General features: G+C 71.6%; 20 protein-coding genes. 13 read left to right on the top strand and 7 right to left on the bottom strand.

The window, feature by feature from the left end; translation table 11 throughout:
- The first annotated feature begins 3 nt into the window (after window positions 1–3).
- Together EXU32_RS13840 and EXU32_RS13835 are read left to right on the top strand one after the other, a co-directional pair.
- Window positions 4–297 (top strand): DUF2516 family protein, encoded by a 294-nt coding sequence (locus EXU32_RS13840; RefSeq protein WP_130630429.1) that lies wholly within the window; start codon window positions 4–6, stop codon window positions 295–297.
- Window positions 298–345: 48 nt separating this feature from the next.
- Window positions 346–711 carry a phosphomannose isomerase type II C-terminal cupin domain gene (locus EXU32_RS13835; RefSeq protein ID WP_130630428.1) on the top strand — a complete coding sequence of 122 codons (366 nt, stop codon included), beginning with the start codon at window positions 346–348 and terminating at the stop codon, window positions 709–711.
- Here the strand turns inward: EXU32_RS13835 and EXU32_RS13830 are convergent.
- Entirely contained in the window at window positions 699–1520 is an 822-nt protein-coding gene (locus tag EXU32_RS13830) for a class I SAM-dependent methyltransferase (RefSeq protein WP_130630427.1), read from the bottom strand. The genes EXU32_RS13835 and EXU32_RS13830 overlap by 13 nt on opposite strands.
- Before the next feature lie 39 nt (window positions 1521–1559).
- On the opposite strand from EXU32_RS13830, the gene EXU32_RS13825 reads away from it, so the two are divergent.
- Genes EXU32_RS13825 through EXU32_RS13810 form a run of 4 tightly spaced genes read left to right on the top strand, consistent with a single transcriptional unit; the run spans window position 1560 to window position 4924 of the window.
- Window positions 1560–2333 carry a hypothetical protein gene (locus EXU32_RS13825; protein WP_130630426.1) on the top strand — a complete coding sequence of 258 codons (774 nt, stop codon included), beginning with the start codon at window positions 1560–1562 and terminating at the stop codon, window positions 2331–2333.
- A complete protein-coding gene (gene mshA / locus EXU32_RS13820) occupies window positions 2330–3619 on the top strand; it encodes a D-inositol-3-phosphate glycosyltransferase (protein WP_242612795.1) in 1290 nt (429 codons plus the stop codon). The genes EXU32_RS13825 and mshA overlap by 4 nt, the downstream gene beginning before the upstream one ends.
- Entirely contained in the window at window positions 3619–4170 is a 552-nt protein-coding gene (locus tag EXU32_RS13815) for a YbjN domain-containing protein (protein ID WP_130630425.1), read from the top strand. The genes mshA and EXU32_RS13815 overlap by 1 nt, the downstream gene beginning before the upstream one ends.
- A 22-nt stretch (window positions 4171–4192) precedes the next feature.
- On the top strand, window positions 4193–4924 hold the full coding sequence (locus tag EXU32_RS13810; RefSeq protein WP_130630424.1) for a phosphoglyceromutase: 732 nt from the start codon (window positions 4193–4195) through the stop codon (window positions 4922–4924).
- 79 nt (window positions 4925–5003) lie between these two features.
- Here EXU32_RS13810 and phoU read toward each other — a convergent pair whose 3' ends face one another.
- Window positions 5004–5678 carry a phosphate signaling complex protein PhoU gene (gene phoU / locus EXU32_RS13805; RefSeq protein WP_130630423.1) on the bottom strand — a complete coding sequence of 225 codons (675 nt, stop codon included), beginning with the start codon at window positions 5676–5678 and terminating at the stop codon, window positions 5004–5006.
- A 154-nt stretch (window positions 5679–5832) separates the two neighbouring features.
- On the opposite strand from phoU, the gene EXU32_RS13800 reads away from it, so the two are divergent.
- Both EXU32_RS13800 and EXU32_RS13795 read left to right on the top strand, forming a co-directional pair.
- Complete coding sequence (locus EXU32_RS13800) at window positions 5833–7020, top strand: sensor histidine kinase (protein ID WP_130630422.1); 1188 nt, start codon at window positions 5833–5835, stop codon at window positions 7018–7020.
- Window positions 7017–7697, top strand: a complete 681-nt coding sequence (locus EXU32_RS13795; RefSeq protein ID WP_130630421.1) for a response regulator transcription factor — start codon at window positions 7017–7019, stop codon at window positions 7695–7697. Before EXU32_RS13800 ends, EXU32_RS13795 begins: the two co-directional genes overlap by 4 nt.
- A gap of 74 nt (window positions 7698–7771) precedes the next feature.
- Here EXU32_RS13795 and EXU32_RS13790 read toward each other — a convergent pair whose 3' ends face one another.
- On the bottom strand, window positions 7772–8287 hold the full coding sequence (locus EXU32_RS13790; protein ID WP_130630420.1) for a hypothetical protein: 516 nt from the start codon (window positions 8285–8287) through the stop codon (window positions 7772–7774).
- A 155-nt stretch (window positions 8288–8442) separates the two neighbouring features.
- Here EXU32_RS13790 and EXU32_RS13785 point away from each other — a divergent pair, with 155 nt between their 5' ends.
- Window positions 8443–8925 carry a CarD family transcriptional regulator gene (locus EXU32_RS13785; protein WP_130630419.1) on the top strand — a complete coding sequence of 161 codons (483 nt, stop codon included), beginning with the start codon at window positions 8443–8445 and terminating at the stop codon, window positions 8923–8925.
- A 55-nt stretch (window positions 8926–8980) separates the two neighbouring features.
- Entirely contained in the window at window positions 8981–9652 is a 672-nt protein-coding gene (gene ispD, locus EXU32_RS13780) for a 2-C-methyl-D-erythritol 4-phosphate cytidylyltransferase (RefSeq protein ID WP_130630418.1), read from the top strand.
- An 89-nt stretch (window positions 9653–9741) separates the two neighbouring features.
- Here ispD and EXU32_RS13775 read toward each other — a convergent pair whose 3' ends face one another.
- Window positions 9742–10827, bottom strand: coding sequence for an NAD(P)-binding domain-containing protein (locus tag EXU32_RS13775; RefSeq protein ID WP_242612794.1), 1086 nt, complete (start codon window positions 10825–10827; stop codon window positions 9742–9744).
- Window positions 10828–10848: 21 nt separating this feature from the next.
- Here EXU32_RS13775 and ispF point away from each other — a divergent pair, with 21 nt between their 5' ends.
- Entirely contained in the window at window positions 10849–11358 is a 510-nt protein-coding gene (ispF, locus tag EXU32_RS13770) for a 2-C-methyl-D-erythritol 2,4-cyclodiphosphate synthase (RefSeq protein ID WP_130630417.1), read from the top strand.
- A gap of 3 nt (window positions 11359–11361) precedes the next feature.
- Here ispF and EXU32_RS13765 read toward each other — a convergent pair whose 3' ends face one another.
- Genes EXU32_RS13765 through EXU32_RS13755 form a run of 3 tightly spaced genes read right to left on the bottom strand, consistent with a single transcriptional unit; the run spans window position 11362 to window position 12723 of the window.
- The gene (locus EXU32_RS13765; protein WP_130630416.1) at window positions 11362–12060 is read right to left on the bottom strand and encodes a type 1 glutamine amidotransferase; all 699 of its coding nucleotides are present in this window, start codon (window positions 12058–12060) and stop codon (window positions 11362–11364) included.
- The gene (locus EXU32_RS13760) at window positions 12057–12380 is read right to left on the bottom strand and encodes a hypothetical protein (RefSeq protein WP_130630415.1); all 324 of its coding nucleotides are present in this window, start codon (window positions 12378–12380) and stop codon (window positions 12057–12059) included. Before EXU32_RS13760 ends, EXU32_RS13765 begins: the two co-directional genes overlap by 4 nt.
- A gap of 25 nt (window positions 12381–12405) precedes the next feature.
- Window positions 12406–12723 (bottom strand): transcriptional regulator, encoded by a 318-nt coding sequence (locus tag EXU32_RS13755; protein ID WP_130630414.1) that lies wholly within the window; start codon window positions 12721–12723, stop codon window positions 12406–12408.
- Between the two features lie 169 nt (window positions 12724–12892).
- Between EXU32_RS13755 and EXU32_RS13750 the strand changes: the two genes are divergently transcribed.
- Both EXU32_RS13750 and EXU32_RS13745 read left to right on the top strand, forming a co-directional pair.
- Complete coding sequence (locus EXU32_RS13750; RefSeq protein ID WP_130630413.1) at window positions 12893–13981, top strand: S-(hydroxymethyl)mycothiol dehydrogenase; 1089 nt, start codon at window positions 12893–12895, stop codon at window positions 13979–13981.
- Window positions 13978–14607 (top strand): MBL fold metallo-hydrolase, encoded by a 630-nt coding sequence (locus EXU32_RS13745; protein WP_130630412.1) that lies wholly within the window; start codon window positions 13978–13980, stop codon window positions 14605–14607. Before EXU32_RS13750 ends, EXU32_RS13745 begins: the two co-directional genes overlap by 4 nt.
- Window positions 14608–14636 lie beyond the last annotated feature (29 nt).

The raw sequence follows: 14636 nt of genomic DNA, 5'->3' as shown, positions 1-14636 counted from the left end.
CGGGTGCAGATCCTCAGCAACGTCCAGGGCCTCATCGTCCTCGTGCTCGGCCTCCTCGCCCTCGGCGCGGAGGTCTTCGCCCTCGCCCACGCCGTCCGGCAGCGTCAGGACGCCTTCGCCGCGACCGGCAAGCAGACCAAGACCTTCTGGGTCGCGGCCCTGGCGATCGCGACGCTCATGGGTGTGGCCGCACTCGGGGGTATCGGCTTCTTGGCGATCATCGGCATCGTCATCGCCGGGGTCTACCTCGCCGACGTGCGGCCGGCGATCGACGAGGTCCTCGGTCGACGGCGCTGAGTCGGGCACAATGACGAGGCACTTCATCGCCACCCGAGGGGACAACTCGTGACCAGCCTGCCGGACCCCCGTGAGGGCATGTTCGTCTCGAACCGTCCGTGGGGCGGCTTCGAGCAGTTCACCCTCAACGAGCCGACGACCGTCAAGATCATCACGGTCGACCCGGGCCACCGGCTGTCGCTGCAGACCCACGAGCGCCGGGCGGAGTTCTGGCAGGTCCTCGACGGCCCGATCGACGTGACCGTCGGTGACGAGACGTGGAGCGCCCAGCCGGGCGAGCGGGTGTGGGTCGAGCAGGGCGCCGTGCACCGCATGGGCAACTCCACCGACCGTCCCGGCCGCGTCCTCGAGATCGGCTACGGCACCTTCGACGAGGACGACATCGTCCGGCTCGAGGACGACTACCAGCGCTGAGCCAGCGGACCGCTGCGGGGCGCGACGACGCTCCACGGCACGGTCAGCTCACCCAGCCGCCAGCGCTCCGCCCTGCCGATGACGGCGACCTGCGTGGCCACCTCGCCGAATGCCGCGACCGCCTGCTGGCGGGCCCCGTACGGCGCGAAGGGGGTGGCCCGCCGCCACGCGTCGTCCAGGAGCCGGAGCAGGTCGTGGACCGGCTCACCCGGGACATTGCGGTGGATGAGCGCCTTGGGCAGGCGCTCGGCCACGACGGAGGGCAGGCGGGAGGCGTCGAGGTCGCGCAGCCGCCACGAGAGGGTCAGGGTCTGCGGCCCGTGGGCGTCCAGCGTGAGCCAGCTGCCGAGCCGGCCCAGCTCGTCGCAGGTGCCCTCGACGAGGACGCCGTGCTCCTCGAGACGCCCGGTCATCCGCCGCCACGGCTCCTCGACCTCGGCCTCGTCGTACTGGCGCAGGACGTTGAAGGCGCGGATCACCCGCGCCGCTCGCCCCTGCGGCAGGGGGACCTCGAAGCCGCCGAGCGCGAAGTCGACCCCCGGCCGGGCCCAGGCCTGAGCGGTCGCGACCCGCTCCGGGTCGATCTCCAGGCCGGTGACGTGGACGTCGGGCCGCACCGCGCGCACCCGGTCGGCCCACTCGACCGTGGTCACCCCGGAGGCGCCGTGGCCGAGATCGACGAGGTGCGGCAGCTCCCCCTTCGTCAGGCGGTCGCGGTGGGTCGCCACGAGCCACCGGTCGCATCGGCGCAGGCGGTTGGGGTTGGTCGTCCCTCGGGTGATGTTGCCGAGGGGGCGCGGGCTGGGCACCCCGGCAGCGTAGGTCCTGCCGCGAACTAGGCTGGCACCGTGTGGCGCACTGACCGACGGGTGAGCTGGAGCATGGTGTCCCTGCTCCTCTCGCTGACCGGTGCCCTGGTGCTGGCCGCGATCATCTGGGTGCCCCCGGCGCTCGGCCGCGACTCCGGCATCCGCCCGGTGCAGCCCGGTCTGCTCGTCGTCGCCCCCGAGGCGCGGGGCGTCGTCACGCTGGGGGCCGGCCGCGCGGTCCAGCTGGACGAGACGGGCCTGCGCGTGACCAACGGCTCGACCCTGCTCTTCCGCACCGTGCGAGGCGGATCGCCCATGTCCGCGCTCCTCGGCGAGGTCGAGGGCAGCGGCGGCGACCGCGTCGAGCAGATCTCGGCCGTCATGAGCAACCTCGACATCGACCGGTTGTCGATCAAGCCCGGTGAGGTCACCTGGTCGGGTCGCCTCACCAGCTCCGAAGGGAGCCTGCCCGCCACGATCGTCGTGCGTCTCGAGGGGGCCCGCCTGGTCGTGACCGCCGAGGCGAAGGGAGCCGACGCCGTCGTCGTGCACTCGGCCCAGGAGCTGGGCACCCGTGGCCGTGCGCCCGGTCTGCCCGACCGGCTGCTGCGCAAGCGCGCGTGGTGGGTCGGTGGCGGCGCCCCGCCGGTGACCGACGCCTACACGACGGAGCTGGGTGTCATCGTGGGGGTTGGGCCGCAGGGCAGCCACCGCGGGGTCGACCTGCGACGGATGGGCCACACCGACCTGCACGCGTGGTCCCCGAGAGAGACTGTGACGATGACGAGCTATCGCAGGACGGTGCAGGAGTGATCGAGCAGCGCATCCGACGGGTGGCGATGATCAGCGTGCACACCTCACCGCTGGCGCAGCCCGGCACCGGTGACGCCGGAGGGCTCAACGTCTACGTCGTCGAGTCGGCCCGCGAGATGGCCCGCCGGGGCATCGAGGTGGAGATCTTCACCCGACGTACCGCGGCGGACCTGCCCGACGTCGTCGAGCTCTTCCCCGGTGTCCTGGTGCGGCACATCGACGCGGGCCCCTACGAGGGCCTGGTCAAGGAGGACCTGCCGGGGCAGCTGTGCGCCTTCGCCGCCGGCGTCATGCGCGAGATCGCCCGCGTCCCGGCCGGGCACTACGACGTCGCCCACTCGCACTACTGGCTCTCCGGGCAGGTGGGCTGGTTGGTCGCCGAGCGGTGGCAGGTCCCGCTCGTGCACACGATGCACACCATGGCCCGGGTCAAGAACCGCCAGCTTGCCCAGGACGACGTCCCCGAGCCGCCCGGTCGGGAGATCGGTGAGGCCCAGGTCGTCGAGATCGCCGACCGGCTCATCGCCAACACCGACCAGGAGGCCTTCGAGCTCGTCGAGTACTACGACGCGGACCCGGGCACGGTCGTCGTCGTCCCCCCGGGCGTGGACCTCGAGCGCTTCGTCCCGGGCGACCGGTCCGCGGCCCGGGCGAGCGTGGGCCTGCCCGACGACGCCGTGGTGCTGCTCTTCGTCGGGCGGATCCAGCCGCTCAAGGCCCCGGACGTCCTCGTCCGGGCGGCCGCGCGCCTGCTCGAGCGTCGGCCCGAGCTGCGCGACCGGCTCGTGGTCGCCGTCCTGGGTGGCGCCTCCGGTCGCGGTCTGGCCGCGCCCGACCGGCTCGGGCAGCTGGGGGAGGAACTCGGGGTGGCCGACGTGCTGCACCTGGCCGCCCCGGTGTCCCGCACCGAGCTGGCCGACTGGTACCGCGCCGCCGACATCGTCACCGTCCCGTCCTACACCGAGTCCTTCGGCCTCGTGGCCGTGGAGGCGCAGGCGTCCGGCGCGGTCGTCCTCGCCGCCGAGGTCGGTGGCCTGCCGACCGCCGTCGGCGACGCGGGGGTCCTCGTCCAGGGGCACGATCCCGACGTCTGGGCCGACGAGCTCCTCGCCGTGCTCGACGACCCCGCGCGCGCGGACGACCTGCGGGCACGGGCCCGCCGCCACGCCGAGGGGTTCGGGTGGTCCGCGACCGTGGACCGTCTGCTCGACGTCTACACCGGTGCGGTCGCCGACCGCGCCGGCCTGACCGATCCCACCGCCCGCCAACCCATGGAGGTGGCTTGATGACCGACCGGACCGACCGGACCGACCGGACCGACCGGACCGAGACGACGCGTGCCCTCGAGGTGGTGACCCGCGTGGTCACCGAGGCCGAGCTCGAGCACGAGCTCGGCGCCCGCGACGGCGAGCTCGTCGTCACCCTGCCGGGGGAGAAGAAGCTCAAGACGGTGGTCTCGCTCGTCGTGGGCGACAAGGCCCTGTCGGTGTCGGCCTTCGTCATCCGCAACGCGGACGAGAACCACGAGGAGTTCTACCGCCACCTGCTGCGGCGCAACCTGCGCATGCCGCTGCTGTCCTACTCCGTCGACGCCTCGGGTGACGTCTACGTCGGGGGGAGGATCCCCCTTCGTGCCGTGACCGACGACGTCGTCGACCAGGTGCTGGGGGTCGTCCTCGACGCGGCCGACGCGCCCTTCAACGAGCTGCTGCTGCTGGGCTTCCGCTCCTCGATGCACAAGGAGTGGGACTGGCGCGTCTCGCGGGGCGAGTCCCTGCGCAACCTCGAGGCCTTCCGCTCGGTGCTCGAGCGGCCGGGCGACCAGCCCGCCGAGTGAGTGCCGTCGTTATCCTGTGCCCATGTCGACACTGATCCTGCTCCGTCACGGCCGCTCCGACTGGAACGAGAAGAACCTCTTCACCGGGTGGGTCGACGTCGACCTCATCGACAAGGGCCGTGCCGAGGCGGTGCGCGGTGGTGAGCTGATCAAGGAGTCCGGGCTCCTGCCGGATGTCGTGCACACCTCGCTGCTGCGCCGCGCGATCACCACCGCCAACATCGCGCTCGACACCGCCGACCGCCACTGGATCCCGGTGCGCCGCGACTGGCGGCTCAACGAGCGCCACTACGGAGCGCTGCAGGGCCTGGACAAGGCCACGACCCGGGACACCTACGGCGAGGAGCAGTTCATGCTCTGGCGCCGCAGCTTCGACACCCCGCCGCCGGCCATCGAGCCGGACGACGAGTACGCCCAGACCGACGACCCGCGGTACGCCGGCATCGAGGTCCCGCGCACCGAGTGCCTCAAGGACGTCATCGAGCGGCTGATGCCCTACTGGGAGGGGCCCATCCGCGAGGACCTCGCGGCCGGCCGCACGGTGCTGGTGACCGCACACGGCAACTCGCTGCGCGCGCTCGTCAAGCACCTCGACGGGATCAGCGACGAGGACATCACGGGGCTCAACATCCCGACCGGCATGCCGCTCGTCTACGACCTCGGCGAGGACTTCATGCCGACCCGCCCGGCGGTCTACCTCGACCCGGAGGCCGCTGCCGCAGAGGCGTCCGCGGTCGCCAACCAGGGCAAGTAGTCCACGTCCGACATCCCGCGCCCACGCAGCAGGCCCGCCGACATCGCGTCGACGGGCCTGCTGCGTGGACGGGCGCCGCTCAGCGGAGGTCGGTGTCCTCGTGGGGCTCCATCGAGCCGGCCTCGCCGGTGACGAGGAAGACGACGCGGCGAGCGACCGTCACCGCGTGGTCGCCGAAGCGCTCGAAGTAGCGGCTGAGCAGCGCGACGTCGACGGCGCTCGTCGTCCCGTGCTGCCACGAGCCCTCGGCGAGCGTGGTGAACATCTCCCGGTGGAGCGCGTCCAGCTCGTCGTCGATCTGCTCGATGTCGCGGGCCGCGTCGAGGTCCTGGGTGGTGATGACCTCGACGATGTGGTCGATGATCCGCCCAGCGATCCCGCCCATCCGCTCGAAGGTCGCGCTCAGGTCCTCGGGGACGGCGTGCTCGGGGTAGCGCATGCGCGCGATTTGGGCGACGTGCCGGGCGAGGTCACCCATGCGCTCGAGGTCACCCGACATGCGCATCGACGCGACGACGGTGCGCAGGTCGCTGGCCACGGGTGCCTGACGGGCCAGCAGGTCGATCGAACGGGCGTCGATGTCGTTGCGCCGCAGGTCGATCGCCTGGTCCTGCTCGATGACGCGGTCGGCCAGCTGGACGTCGGCCTCGAGGAGTGCCGTCGTGGCCTGCCGGATGGCGGTGCTGACGAGCTCGGCGATCGAGACGAGATCGGTGGCGACCTGCTCGAGCTCGTCGTGGAAAATCTGACGCATGGCGCCCCCTTCGGTGGTGGTCGGGCTGAGTCCCAGCGCAGTCAACGCGACCCTTGTGAACACCTTGCAGAGCACAGGTGAACATCGCGGGACCGCGCCGTCGTAGGTGCATCCCGGTCCCAGCATGCCTCGTGGGAGAAGTACTCTCGGTGACGTGCAGCCAACGACCGCGGCAATTCTCGGTGGCGCCGCCGGTCTGCTCATCGGCTTCCTCGTGTGGGCGGCAATCGCCATGAGCGACCGGGAGCGCGCCGTCCCACCCGAGCCCGAACCCGAGATCCCTCGTGGTGTCGGTGACGTCCTGGCGGTACTGAGGTCCTCAGGGGTCGTGCTCGATCGCGACGGTGGCGTCGTCACGACCTCACCCGCAGCCATCACCTACGGCCTCGTGCGCGGCTCCCGCCTCGTCGAGCCCGAGCTGTTGCGCATGGTCGCGCAGGTCGTCCGTGACGGGGTGATCCGCGAGACCCACCTCGAGCTGTCCCGGCCCGGGATCTCGTCCGTCATCTACGTCGCCGCGCGGATCGCTCCGCTCGGCGCCAAGCACCTGCTCCTGCTCGTCGACGACCAGACCCAGGGGCGCCGCGTCGAGGAGACCCGACGTGACTTCGTCGCCAACGTCAGCCACGAGCTCAAGACGCCCGTCGGGGGCATCTCCCTGCTCGCCGAGGCCGTCATGGACGCCAAGGACGACCCCGAGGCCGTCGACCGCTTCGCGCGTCGGATGCAGGGCGAGGCCGTCCGCCTGTCGAGCCTGATCAAGGAGATCGTCGAGCTCTCCCGGCTGCAGGGCACCCCCGTGCTCCAGGACCCGCAGATCGTCGAGGTCGAGGACGTCGTGGCGCTGGCGCTGGAGCACCTGCGCATCGCGGCCGAGGCGAAGAACATCACGCTGACCGACAAGGTCGCCGAGGACCTCTACGTGCGCGGCGACGAGGACATGCTCATCACCGCGGTGCGCAACCTCGTCGGCAACGCCATCTCCTACTCCGACCCCGACACGGCGGTCGGGGTCGGGGCGCGACTGCACGAGGGCACCGTCGAGATCGCCGTGACCGACCAGGGCCCGGGCATCCCCGAGCACGAGCAGACACGCATCTTCGAGCGCTTCTACCGTCTGGACATGGCCCGCTCCCGGTCGACCGGGGGGACCGGGCTCGGCCTGTCGATCGTCAAGCACATCTGCGCCAACCACGGCGGCGACGTCCAGGTGTGGAGCGACGGCGCCCACGGCTCCACCTTCACCATCCGCCTGCCCGTCGCGGTCGACCCGCTGGAGCCCGACGGCCCCATGACCACCATCCCCGCCATCCCCGTCACCCCCAAGGAGTCCCGCTCATGACCCGCATCCTCGTGGTCGAGGACGAGGTGTCCTTCTCCGACCCGTTGTCCTACCTGCTCAACAAGGAGGGGTACGACGTCGCCGTCGCCGAGACCGGCCCCGACGCCATCACCGCCTTCGACGCGGACGGCGCGGACCTCGTCCTGCTCGACCTCATGCTCCCCGGGCTGTCGGGCATCGACGTCTGCCGGGCGATCCGCCAGCGCTCCAACGTCCCGGTCATCATGCTCACGGCCAAGGACGGCGAGATCGACAAGGTCGTGGGGCTGGAGATCGGCGCGGACGACTACGTCACCAAGCCCTACAGCTCGCGTGAGCTCCTGGCGCGCATCAAGGCGGTGCTGCGCCGCAACAGTGAGCCGGAGGAGCTGCTCCCGGCCACCATCGAGGGGGGGCCGGTGCGCATGGACATCGACCGCCACGTCGTCTCCGTCGCGGGGACGCAGATCTCGTTGCCGCTCAAGGAGTTCGAGCTGCTCGAGATGCTCCTGCGCAATGTCGGTCGGGTACTCACCCGGGTACAGCTCATCGACCGCGTGTGGGGCAGTGACTACGTCGGCGACACCAAGACGCTCGATGTGCACATCAAGCGGCTGCGCGCCAAGATCGAGCCCGACCCGGCCAAGCCCGTGCACATCGTCACCGTGCGGGGGCTGGGCTACAAGTTCGAGAGCTGAGCTCCTGCCCAAGAGCACGCAAGAGGCCGACACCCGTCAGGGTGCCGGCCTCTTGGCGACGAAGGGGGAGTGGCTCAGTGGCCCTCGCCCTCGCCCTCAGAGGCGCTGGGCGTCGGGGTGGGGGTCCAGCCCTTGGGGGCGAAGTCCTCGTAGTAGCCGGTCGGGTCCAGCACCGGGGTGAGCACCGGGGTGGACTCGGTGCCGTCGCTGACCTCGAGCGTGATCATGTCGCCCGGTGGGACGTCGACCTTGGTCAGCGTCACCTTGGTGTCCTCGCTGAGGGAGACGGTGGCGTTGGCCGGGACCTTGGTCTCGGCCTTGCTGCCGCCCGGGATCGCGACGGTGAGGGTCAGCTCCTTGCCGCTGACGTTCTCGACGGCGCCGATGACGGTGGCGTCGCCCCCCTTCTCACCGCTGACCAGGGCGAAGTTGCGCACCTGGGCGGAGTCGAGGTCGACGGGGACGCCGTCGCCGAGGGAGGCGGTCTCGGCCGTCTGGAAGGGGGAGGTGACCGTGCAGCCAGCCGTGCCGGCCGCCAGGGCCGCGGCCAGAGCGATGACAGGGGTGCGGGTGAGGAGGTTGCGCTTCACGGGGCACAGCCTAGCCGGAGCCCGGGGCCGCTTCGTCGTGAGTGTGCGCATGTTCTCCCCGCGCGCACGCGACGGGGCATTCTGGCCCGTCGGGCGACTGTGCGACGTACGACACGCCGTGGTAATCTGGAGGTCGCGAAAGGGGAAATCTCCACATGGTTTTCAAGGTCGGCGAGACGGTCGTGTACCCCCACCATGGGGCTGCTCTGATCGAAGAGATCAAGATGCGCAAGATCAAGGGTGAGGAAAAGCAGTACCTCAAGCTGAAGGTGGCCCAGGGAGACCTGACCATCGAGGTGCCCGCCGAGAACTGCGACCTCGTGGGCGTCCGCGATGTCGTGGGCAAGGAGGGGCTGGACCGAGTCTTCGAGGTGCTGCGCATGCCGCACGCCGAGGAGCCGACCAACTGGTCGCGGCGCTACAAGGCCAACCTCGAGAAGCTGGCCTCCGGCGATGTCATCAAGGTGTCAGAGGTCGTGCGCGACCTGTGGCGCCGCGAGAAGGACCGCGGCCTGTCCGCCGGTGAGAAGAGGATGCTGGCCAAGGCGCGCCAGATCCTCGTCTCCGAGCTCGCGCTCGCCGAGAAGACCGACGAGGACAAGGCCGAGGTCATCCTCGACGAGGTCCTCGCATCGTGAGGACGCTGTCCTGACGAGCACGACCACCATCGACGACGCCCACACCGATCACGGTGTGGGCGTCGTCGTCGTCGCTGCCGGGTCGGGCACGCGGTTGGGAGCCGAGCGACCCAAGGCCTTCGTCGAGCTGGCGGGGGTGACGATCCTCGAGCATGCGCTGCGCGGGGTGCTCGCCGCCAGGCCCGGTGAGGTCGTCGTGGTCGTCCCGCGGGAGCTGGTCGACGAGGCGCGCTCGATCGTGGCGGGCCTCGACCTGTCGGGCGCCCGGGCCGTGGTCGTGCCGGGAGGGGCCAAACGCTCCGAGTCGGTCTCGGCAGGTCTGGCCGCGCTGTCCGACCGGGTCGAGCGGGTGCTCGTCCACGACGCGGCCCGGTGCCTGACACCCGTCGCGGTCTTCGAGCGGGTGCTCGCAGCCCTGGCCGCTGGCGTGGCCGGTGCGGTGCCCGGGGTCGCGGTCGTCGACACCGTCAAGGTCGTCGACGCGGGCGGGCTCATCGTCGACACCCCGCTGCGGGAGTCGCTGCGGGCGGTGCAGACCCCGCAGGGCTTCGTCCGATCGGTGCTCACGGCCGCACACGCCGCCGGCGCCGCAGCCACCGACGACGCAGCGCTCGTCGAGGCACTGGGGCACGACGTGCTCGTGGTCGAGGGCGATCACCGGGCGCTCAAGGTGACGACGCCGGACGACCTGGCCCGGGCCGAGCGACTCCTGACCGCATCTCCTTAAGGTCGTGCGCAGGCCAGCCGCATCTCCTTAAGGTCGTGCGCAGGCCAGCCGCATCTCCTTAAGGTCGTGCGCAGGCCAGCCGCATCTCCTTAAGGTCGTGCGGCCAGGTGGTGGCGCACGGCCAAGGCTGCGGCGCGGCCGGCCCGGTTGCCACCGATCGTGCTCGCCGACGGGCCGTAGCCCACGAGCTGGACCCGAGGGTCGAGAGCGCTCGTGACGGAGGTCTGCACGTCCCGAGTGCCCGGGAGCAGCGCGATCCCGCCCTGCGGGCTGCGCAGTCCCAGGGGCGCGAGATGGCGCACGGCCGGGCGGAAGCCGGTCGCCCAGAGGATCGCGTCGGCCCGCTCGACACTGCCGTCGGCCCAGCGCACGGCGTCCCTCTCGATCCGCTCGAACATCGCACGCCGCCGCTCGTAGACCCCGGTGCGCGCCGCGGCCATCTCCTGCGGCCGCAGGCGCAGGCCGGTGACCGAGACGACGCTGGCGGGGGGTCTCCCTTCGCGCACGCGGCGCTCGACGAGCTCGATCGCCTCCCTGCCGGAGAACTCCTCGCTCCACACCGGCGGCCGCCGGGTCACCCAGGTGACGTTGGCGATGGGTGCGATCTCCCCGATGAGCTGGACCGCCGAGGCCCCGCCGCCGACCACGACGACGCGCTTGCCGCGGAAGTGCTCCGCTCCCGGGTAGGCGACCGTGTGCCACTGCTCCCCGGTGAAGTCGCGCTGGCCCGGGTAGGTCGGGACGAAGGGATGGGTCCACGTCCCCGTCGCATTGACCAGTGTCCGCGTGGTCCAGGTGCGCGACCCCGAGTGCACGACGAGCAGGCCGTCGTCGTTCGTGACCGAGTCCACGCGCACGGGTCGCAGGACCGGCAGGTCGTGGGTCTCCTCGTAGTCGTCGAACCAGCAGGCGATGACCTCGCTGGCGCGGTCGTGCGACCCGCCGGGCGCCGCGGCATCGGGCAGGTCCGCGACGCCGTGGACATCGGCCATGGTCAACGAGTCCCATCGGTGCTGCCACGCGCCACCCGGGCCCTCATTCGCGTCGAGCACGACGTGCCCGATCCCGAGGCGCCGTAGGTGGAAGGACGTGGACAGCCCTGCCTGCCCGGCGCCGATGACGATCGAGTCGAGAGCCTCCACGGTGGGTGCAACGCCGACGCGCCCGGACTCCATCCCGGCTGGGAGACTGTCGCCATGACTGTGAATGACGCCGGCAGGGTCGACCGGCTGCCGCGGACCGGGATCGGTGTCGACGTCCATGCCTTCGCTGCGGCCGACTCGGGGCGTGAGCTCTGGGTCGGCGGCCTGCTCTGGCCCGGCGAGGTCGGGCTCGAGGGGCACTCGGATGCCGACGTCGCCTGCCACGCCGCCTGTGACGCGCTCTTCGCGGCGGCGGGGATCGGCGACCTGGGGCAGCACTTCGGGACCGGTCGGCCGGAGCTCTCCGGCGCCTCGGGAGTCACCCTGCTCACCGAGGCCGCCCGGCTGGTGCGCGAGGCCGGGTACGAGATCGGCAACATCGCGGTGCAAGTCATCGGCAACCGCCCGAAGATCGGGACCCGGCGTGATGAGGCCCAGCAGGTGATGTCCAGCGCGTGCGGTGCCCCCGTCAGCGTCAGCGGGACGACGACCGACGGGCTGGGTCTGACGGGTCGGGGTGAGGGCGCGGCCGCGATCGCCACCGCCCTCGTCGTGGCCGACTGAGCGTCAGAGCAGCGCGGCGAAGGCCTGCGCCACCGGGCGCCAGGTCGCGTCCACCTGCGGCTGCGCGTCCGCGACCGCACCGAGGACTGCCGGCAGGTCGAGGTCGGCGACGGCCGGGGTCCCCGAGTCCTTGACCGTCCAGCCGGTGACGATGGTCAGGTCGGCCTCGGGGTGACCCTGCACGCCCCAGACGGTCGGGGCGAGGCGGGCCAGCAGCAGGTCGCCGCGCTCGTTGTCGGCCAGGCGCACGGCGCCGTCGGGCAGGCGCGTGACGGCGTCGTTGTTCCACTGGACGACGGGTCCGCCGTGCGTCGTGGCGAAGAGGGAGTCCTGGGCCAGGTCCGACGTGGGCTCGACGGTCAGGACGCCGACGGTGCGGCCCCGTGGGTTGACGGCGACCTCGCCGCCGAGGGCGAGCGACGCGAGCTGGTGACCCAGGCAGATGCCCAGCGTGGGGGTCGCCCCCTTCGCCGCGGTGCGGATGAGCTTACGCACGGCAGGCAGCCACGGGGCGAGCTCGTCGTCGCGACAGCTCATCTCGCCGCCGAGGACGAGCAGGCCGTCGTGGCCCGTCAGGTCGTGCGGCAGCTGGTCGCCGGCGTAGGGCCGGCGGATGTCGAGCTCGACGCCGGCCTCGGTCAGCCACTGGCCGATCCGACCCGGCGGGCAGGAGTCCTGGTGCTGGACGACGAGGAGGCTCATCGCGGGGTGGGCGCGCGGCGCCCGCTGATCGCGCCGGCGGCGAGCAGCCCGAGGCCAGCGAGGTTGAGCAGGAGGGCCGGGAGGGACGCCACCCAGGAGTAGCGATATCCGCCGTCCAGGCCGGAGACCGCGAAGAACCCGAAGGTGCCCACCAGCTGGCCGGCAGCGATCGCGACGAGACCCGCGAGGGCGAGCTTCCACCACGGCCCGCCGTCACGGCGCAGCACGACGACCACGCCGGCGGCCACGGTGATGACGAGCACCGGCAGGTCCCACGCGAGCTGTTGGAGGAGGAAGGTGAGTCGATGGTCCAGGCCCATGGCATCGAAGCCTATGTGCCGCGGCTCAGGAGAAGCGCACGCGCGGACGCGGGGACACGAGGCGGGCGAGTCGCTGCAGCTCCGACACGTGGCCGCACAGCGCCTCACGGCCGGCGTGGGTCAGGGTCACGTGGGTGGTGCGCCGGCCCTGCGTGAGCTGGCGCGCGATCGAGACGTAACCCTCCGCCTCGAGCGAGCGCAGGTGCTTGCTCAGCGCGGAGTCCGACAGGCCCACCTCGTCACGCACCTCGGCGAAGGGGAGCCCGCGCGTCGGGGCCAGCAGGGCGCAGATCTGCAACCGCTGCGGCTGGTGCACCACGGGGTCGAAGATCGGGCGAGGCATGCCCTCAGGGTAGGCGACTTGCCTCAGCGGAAAGCGGTCGGTCGCGCGGAGGACCGGGGCCGTGGGCGACCACGGGGAGGCCTGGGCTGTCCTCCCTTCGTCTCGTGCGCCACGATGGCACCACACAGTGCACCGGGCCGGCCGGCCCACCACCGAAGGGAGTCGCGTCATGTCGCAGACCGTCAAGGCAGTCATCGCTCGCTCGAAGGGGGCCGATGTCGAGGTCGTCGACATCGTCGTCCCCGCGCCGGGGCCGGGGGAGGCCGTCGTCCAGGTGCACTCCTGCGGGGTCTGCCACACCGACCTGCACTACCGCGAGGGCGGGATCAACGACGAGTTCCCCTTCCTCCTCGGGCACGAGGCGGCCGGCGTCGTCGAGTCCGTCGGTGAGGGGGTCACCGACGTCGAGCCGGGCGACTTCGTCATCCTCAACTGGCGCGCGGTGTGCGGTCAGTGCCGGGCGTGCCTGAAGGGCAAGCCGCAGTACTGCTTCGACACGCACAACGCCACGCAGAAGATGACCCTCGCCGACACCGGCGAGGAGCTGACCCCGGCCCTGGGCATCGGGGCCTTCGCGGAGAAGACGCTCGTCGCCGCCGGTCAGTGCACCAAGGTCGACGGCGAGGCCGACGCGGCCGCCGTGGGCCTGCTGGGCTGCGGCGTCATGGCCGGCTTCGGTGCCGCGGTCAACACCGGTGAGATCACCCGCGGCGAGTCGATCGCCGTCATCGGCTGCGGTGGCGTCGGCAACGCCGCCATCGCGGGGGCCAAGGTCGCCGGCGCGACGACGATCATCGCCGTCGACCGCGACCAGCGGAAGCTCGAGATCGCCAAGGGCTTCGGCGCCACGCACACCGTCGACGCGAGCAGCGAGGACACCGTCGAGCGCATCCGTGAGCTCACCGGCGGCTTCGGCGCGGACGTCGTCGTCGAGGCGGTCGGCCTGCCCGAGACCTACGAGCAGGCCTTCTACGCAAGGGATCTCGCTGGTCGGGTCGTCCTCGTCGGCGTCCCCACGCCGGACAAGGAGGTCACCCTGCCGATGATCGAGATCTTCGGTCGCGGCGGTGCCCTGAAGTCCAGCTGGTACGGCGACTGCCTGCCCAGCCGCGACTTCCCGATGCTCGTCGACCTCTACCGCCAGGGACGCTTCGACCTCGACGCCTTCGTCACCGAGCGGATCGGCCTGGGTGACATCGAGTCGGCCTTCGACAAGATGCACGGCGGCGAGGTCCTGCGCTCGGTCGTGGTCCTGTGACCGCCCGCATCGACAAGGTCATCACCTCCGGCACCTTCGAGCTCGACGGCGGCTCGTGGGAGGTCGACAACAACGTCTGGGTCGTCGGTGACGACAGCGAGTGCATCGTCATCGACGCGGGCCACGAGGCCGCCCCGATCCTCGAGGCGATCGGTGAGCGCGCGCTGCTGGCGGTCGTGAGCACGCACGCCCACAACGACCACGTCAACGCGGCCGCCGATGTCGCCGACGCCAAGCGGGCCCCGATCTGGCTGCACCCCGACGAGGCCCCGCTGTGGCAGATGACCTACCCGGACCGCGCCCCCGACGGTGCGCTCGCCCACGGGCAGATCATCACCGTCGCCGGTACCGACCTGCAGGTGCTGCACACCCCGGGCCACGCGCCGGGCGCCTGCTGCCTGTACGCGCCCGAGCTGGGCGTCGTCTTCTCCGGTGACACCCTCTTCAACGGTGGGCCCGGCGCGACCGGGCGGTCGTACTCCGACTACCCGACGATCGTGGCGTCGATCAGCGACAAGCTGTTGACCCTCCCTTCGCAGACCGTTGTGCACACCGGGCACGGCGACGACACGACGATCGCGGCCGAGGCGCCCCACCTGCAGGAGTGGCTCGACCGGGGCGAGTGAGCCGCCTCGGACCAGCAGCGCGATCACCA

The sequence above is a fragment of the Janibacter limosus genome, assembly GCF_004295485.1.
In the GTDB taxonomy this organism is placed as follows: Bacteria; Actinomycetota; Actinomycetes; order Actinomycetales; family Dermatophilaceae; genus Janibacter; species Janibacter limosus_A.
Note: the sequence above shows the minus strand (reverse complement) of the source record. Positions and strands in the feature narration are given on the sequence as shown.

Coding starts and splice junctions, on each gene's coding strand:
- EXU32_RS13815 (WP_130630425.1), top strand. CDS start 3,619: ATGACCGACCGGACCGACCGGACCGACCGGACCGACCGGACCGAGACG.
- EXU32_RS13810 (WP_130630424.1), top strand. CDS start 4,193: ATGTCGACACTGATCCTGCTCCGTCACGGCCGCTCCGACTGGAACGAG.
- phoU (WP_130630423.1), bottom strand. CDS start 5,678: ATGCGTCAGATTTTCCACGACGAGCTCGAGCAGGTCGCCACCGATCTC.
- EXU32_RS13795 (WP_130630421.1), top strand. CDS start 7,017: ATGACCCGCATCCTCGTGGTCGAGGACGAGGTGTCCTTCTCCGACCCG.
- EXU32_RS13785 (WP_130630419.1), top strand. CDS start 8,443: ATGGTTTTCAAGGTCGGCGAGACGGTCGTGTACCCCCACCATGGGGCT.
- EXU32_RS13775 (WP_242612794.1), bottom strand. CDS start 10,827: ATGGAGTCCGGGCGCGTCGGCGTTGCACCCACCGTGGAGGCTCTCGAC.
- ispF (WP_130630417.1), top strand. CDS start 10,849: ATGACTGTGAATGACGCCGGCAGGGTCGACCGGCTGCCGCGGACCGGG.
- EXU32_RS13765 (WP_130630416.1), bottom strand. CDS start 12,060: ATGAGCCTCCTCGTCGTCCAGCACCAGGACTCCTGCCCGCCGGGTCGG.
- EXU32_RS13760 (WP_130630415.1), bottom strand. CDS start 12,380: ATGGGCCTGGACCATCGACTCACCTTCCTCCTCCAACAGCTCGCGTGG.
- EXU32_RS13755 (WP_130630414.1), bottom strand. CDS start 12,723: ATGCCTCGCCCGATCTTCGACCCCGTGGTGCACCAGCCGCAGCGGTTG.
- EXU32_RS13750 (WP_130630413.1), top strand. CDS start 12,893: ATGTCGCAGACCGTCAAGGCAGTCATCGCTCGCTCGAAGGGGGCCGAT.